Here is a 4780-nt window from a genome sequence, read left to right as displayed (position 1 = left end):
ACCCCCATATCCATCGATACCGACTCCAGAGAATCAACGGACGGGGGGCCGGCAAGGCACGACGATTGGTCATTGACGGCCTCCCCGACTGCCCCGATGCTGAAGCTTCTGTCCCGGCCCCCGCGTCGCCCACCGGCAACTGGGGCGATCGGCCATCGATCCTTTGAATCCCTGTGGCCTGCTTGGCAGTCTCGGATCCGAATTTCTGCTGAGCTTTTCGTACCCCTCTGCTAGGAGATGGCCAGCAGCATGAGTCCCTATCGATCGCTTTACCGACAGGTCCTGGCACTGCTCCTTCTCTGGACTTGGGCCCTTGCGGGGGCCTGGTCCGCCGACCTGGAAGACATCAGGGCGAGGGGCGAGCTGCGCCATCTCGGGATCCCTTATGCCAACTTCGTGACGGGTGCCGGGGACGGCCTCGACGTGGAGCTCACCCAGGGGTTCGCCAGATATCTCGGAGTTCGGTATCAGCTCGTCTACAGCGATTTCTATTCGGTGATCCGGGACCTGCTGGGCAAGAACGTCGTGCGCAACGGCGATGCCGTGGATCTGGAGGGGGATTTTCCCGTCAGGGGTGACATGATCGCCGCGGGTTTCACGGTCCTGCCGTGGCGTCAACAGGTCCTGCTCTATTCAGAGCCCATCTTTCCATCTCAGGTGATGCTGATCGCTCGCGCCGACTCCCCCGTCCGTCCTATCGCGGGAAGCGACGATCTCAGCAGTGACATCGAAGAGACCAAGGCCCTCATTAAGACGCATAGCCTGCTGGTGATGGAGAAGACCTGCCTGGACCCGGCGAACTATGGCCTCAAGGGTCGGGGCATCGAGCTTCGAGCCTATACCAAGAGCACCAACATCAATGAAATGGTGCCAGCCTTGCTGAACCTGGACGCCGACCTGTCGCTTCTTGATGTTCCGGACCTCATGATCGATATGCAGAAGTGGGCCGGCAAGTTCAAGGTCATCGGGCCCATCTCCGAGGAGCAGACCCTAGCCGCCGCCTTCCCCAAGGACGCGCCCCGACTTCGCGAGGCCTATAACGACTACCTGCGTCAGATCAAAGAGGATGGGACCTACGACAGGCTGGTGCAAAAATACTATCCGGGAATTCGCCGCTATTTTCCCGCGTTCTTCGCCCCCCAGTAATCGTTGTCACCCACAGGAACATGGTGCCAGAACTGAAGCATCGGCGCCGGCTATTCTGGGTGGCGGTTCTATTTTCCACCTATCTCGTCGTGCTCCTGGGATACGCCTTCCGCTCGCAAGGGCAGCTGCGAGCGGCCGCTGACGCGCGCCTGTTGGCAGAGAATCAACAGATCGCGGTCCTGATCAGTGACTTCTTGGTGGAGCAAAAGAACTTCGCGCTCAATCTGGCTGAGGGACACGAGATTGGGACGTTTCTCATCAACAAGGCCTTGGGCATGTCGCTGCGCTACGGCCTGAATGCCAATCTCGACGCGATCCAAGAAAGCTTCCGCCGCAAGCGACGCCAGAAGATGGTCCTGGGCGTTCCGGTGTACGAGCGCATCCTCTACTTCGACGAAAGCGGGGCGCTTCTGGCGGACAGCGCATCCGGGGAGCCACCCATCGCCTTGCCGCCGGGAGCGCAGGGGGAGTCGTGGCTGCTGGTCGACGCCACCCAGGGCCGGATCTTCGCCACCGCGCCCGTTGAGTTTCGTGGCACGCCCGGCGGGACGGTGTTAACAGTGGCCCCGACGGCCTTGCTGTCGCGCTATCTCCCAAAGTCGGCGGAGGGTCATGGACTGCGCCAGTTTCTGATCACGGCGACCGGTCAAGCACTCGCGGCACCCGAAAACCCCCTCTCAGAGGACATGCCTTGGGGGGCGCTCGCGCGCCTTCCGGACAGCACCATCCTACCCCTTTCCCACCTGCTCCAAGGCGTCTCAGGCACCCTATCCAAGGATTACGACCTGGTGGAACGGGCCCCCATCGACCAGTCGCCGCTTTCCCTGGTCACGCTTGCCTCCAAATCGGCGCTCTACGGAACCATCAGCTCCCGTGCATTCCTCTATGTCGCAAGCGTCGCCCCCTTGCTCCTGACGCTGGCCGCCATGTGGTTCGAGCACACGCGCCGGCGCACCCAGCGGCTGGAAGCGGTCGTCCTGGAATCGAACCGCAACCGGCTGAAGCTTCAGGGACAGAACGACGACTTGAACAGGGAGATCGCCCGCCGACAGGCTCTGGAGATCGAGCTCCGCAAGAGCGAGGAGCGTTACCGAGACTACGTTGAGCACGCCCCGGAGGGGATCTTTGTCGCCGACAACAGGGGCCACTTTGTGGCGGCCAATCCGTCGGCGTGCGGCATGGTGGGCTACAGCCGCGCGGAGCTGCTCGAGATGGAGATTACCGGACTGTCGCCCCCGGGTCTGGCAGAGAAGCACGCTACGTTATTTTCGAAAGTGCTGCAGGAAGGCCCGCAGGAGGCAGAGATCCGGCTTCGCAAGAAGGACGGGGTGGACATCATCGCCAATCTGCGCGCCATTGCGCTGCCTGACGCGACAGTGATGGGCTTTTGCGTGGACATCACCGAGCGCAAGCAGGCGGAGGAGCAGATCCATCAGCTCGCCTTTTTCGATCCGCTCACCGGACTTCCAAACCGCCGGCTCCTGCTCGATCGTCTGCGTCAGGCGATGGCGGTCAGCAGCCGGGAGGGGGACTATAGCGCCCTCCTGATGCTGGACCTGGATCATTTCAAGGACCTCAACGATACCCAGGGTCACGATGTGGGTGATCGGCTGATCACCGAGGTGGCGCGCCGATTGACGGAGAGCTCGCGTGATGAAGACACGGTCGCCCGGCTGGGGGGAGACGAGTTCGTGATCGTCGTCCGGAGCCTGGGGGCCGACGAATCGGCGGCCGCGGTGCATGCGGAGGCGATCGCCGAAAAGGTGCACAAGGCGGTGGCCGGGCCCTATACCTTGGCCAATGGAAGGGCGTCACACCAGTCCAGCTCCAGCATCGGGGTGACCCTGTTCCGTGGCCAGGAGGTCGCCATCGACGTCTTGCTCAAGCAGGCCGATGTCGCCCTGTACCAAGCCAAGAATGCGGGACGCAATGTAATCCGCTTTTTCAATCCTGAGATGCAGGCGGCCATCGATGCGCGCATGAAGATGGAGATCGCCTTGCGCGGCGCCATCAGACGCGACGAGCTGCGGCTCTATTATCAGCCTCAGGTGGATCAGAACGGACGCGTCCATGGTGCGGAAGCCCTGCTGCGATGGCTCCCGCCGCACTCCGAGCCCGTTTCCCCTGCACGCTTCATCCCGTTGGCGGAAGACACCAAGCTCATCCTTCCGATCGGCGAGTGGGTACTGGAGCAGGCATGCGCCCAACTCCAACAGTGGCAGACGGATGCTCGGACGGAGATGCTGACGCTGTCGATCAATGTGAGTGGCCGCCAGTTTCACCAACCCGACTTCGTGGAGCGAGTCTCCGCGCAGATAGAGCGCGCCGGGGTCGATCCGTCCCGCTTGAAGCTGGAGCTGACAGAAAGCGTCCTGCTCGACCGGGTCGACGAGGTGGTCGAACGGATGCAGCGTTTGAAGGGACTTGGGGTAGGCTTTTCCCTGGACGACTTCGGCACCGGCTATTCGTCGCTCTCGTATCTCAAGCGCCTGCCACTCGATGAGATCAAGATGGACCAGTCATTCGTGCGCGATATCACCAGCGACCAGAACGACGCCGCGATCGTTCGCGCGGTCCTGGCGATGAGCCGGTCCCTCGGACTGAAGGTCATCGCCGAGGGGGTGGAAACGGAGGAGCAGCGCGCATTCCTCATGCGCTACGGATGCGAACATTACCAGGGGTACCTGTTCGGCAAGCCGGCGCCGATTGAGTCGAGCCTTTGGCTCAATGGCGATCATGGCGACGGGATCCGGCTCACGCGACCCTACCTCGTCAGCCCAAGGTTTCACCAGAACGAGCCCAAGGCCGGCAGCGCCACATCGCGCGTCCAGCATTGAGACCGCGACTCGCGAAAAGCCCTTTCAATCACTCGGATTTCTAGTGCCCGTCGTCCCCGCAAGAGACCGTCACGCAGCACGATCAGCCCCGTAAGGCGATCTTGGCGCCCGATGGCGGCCGCCCTGGGGGCCGGCGAGGCAGGAGCACATGGGTCCCCTCCCGGAGGGGGAGACCACGCGTCCCTTCCACACCTTACGAGAGTAATCGACATGCGTAAACCAAAGAAGACCCCAGGAGCTGGCCTCGACCGGCGCGATTTTCTCAAGGGCGTCGCCTCGGCTGCGGCGACCGCCGGCATCATGACCGCGCCGGGGGTGGCGATCGCAACGCAACGGTCAGCTACAGGGCTGCAATGCAACCCCTTGGGCCTGGAGGCCCCCCCCATGGTCGAGGGCCTGGGTGAGGCCTTCTGGCGGGAGGTCCGCAAGGCATTCTTGTTGCCCCGGGACTACATTCACATGAATACCGGCACGACGGGCTCGCAGCCGGCGTTCTCGCTGCACAACCTGGCCGTCTACAACCGCTACAAGGTTCGGGATCCGAGGGACTGGCAGGCCAACCTGAACGCCGATTTCCCGGACCTGTTTCCATACCTGAATGGCTCCGCGACCAGCGCCCGGCAACAGTGGGTTGCCGAGACCTACGGGGCGGATCGGGACGAGGTCTTCCTCAGCTACAACACCACGGATGCCTGCAGCCTGATCTTCGCCGGCACTCCGTGGAGGCCCGGTGACCGCATCATCACCACCAGCTTCGAGCACCCGGCCCTGGCGGGTCCCATCGCCTGGGCGCGGGA

At 62.9% G+C, this 4780-nt stretch carries 3 protein-coding genes; all 3 read left to right on the top strand.

Annotated elements, in window-relative coordinates; genetic code table 11:
* The first annotated feature begins 249 nt into the window (after positions 1-249).
* A complete protein-coding gene (locus LJE61_RS04820) occupies positions 250-1146 on the top strand; it encodes a transporter substrate-binding domain-containing protein (RefSeq protein WP_296917638.1) in 897 nt (298 codons plus the stop codon).
* Between the two features lie 20 nt (positions 1147-1166).
* Complete coding sequence (locus LJE61_RS04815) at positions 1167-3983, top strand: putative bifunctional diguanylate cyclase/phosphodiesterase (protein ID WP_296917635.1); 2817 nt, start codon at positions 1167-1169, stop codon at positions 3981-3983.
* Between the two features lie 210 nt (positions 3984-4193).
* Positions 4194-4780, top strand: a 587-nt coding sequence (locus LJE61_RS04810) for a twin-arginine translocation signal domain-containing protein (RefSeq protein ID WP_296917633.1), incomplete at its 3' end; no start/stop codon positions are given.

The organism is Thiocapsa sp. (assembly GCF_022340925.1).
Lineage (GTDB): Bacteria > Pseudomonadota > Gammaproteobacteria > Chromatiales > Chromatiaceae > Thiocapsa.
This window is presented reverse-complemented; position numbering and strand designations above follow the sequence as displayed.

Excerpts from the sequence above, each read along its gene's own strand:
- LJE61_RS04820 (WP_296917638.1), top strand. The coding sequence starts at position 250 with ATGAGTCCCTATCGATCGCTTTACCGACAGGTCCTGGCACTGCTCCTT.
- LJE61_RS04815 (WP_296917635.1), top strand. The coding sequence starts at position 1,167 with ATGGTGCCAGAACTGAAGCATCGGCGCCGGCTATTCTGGGTGGCGGTT.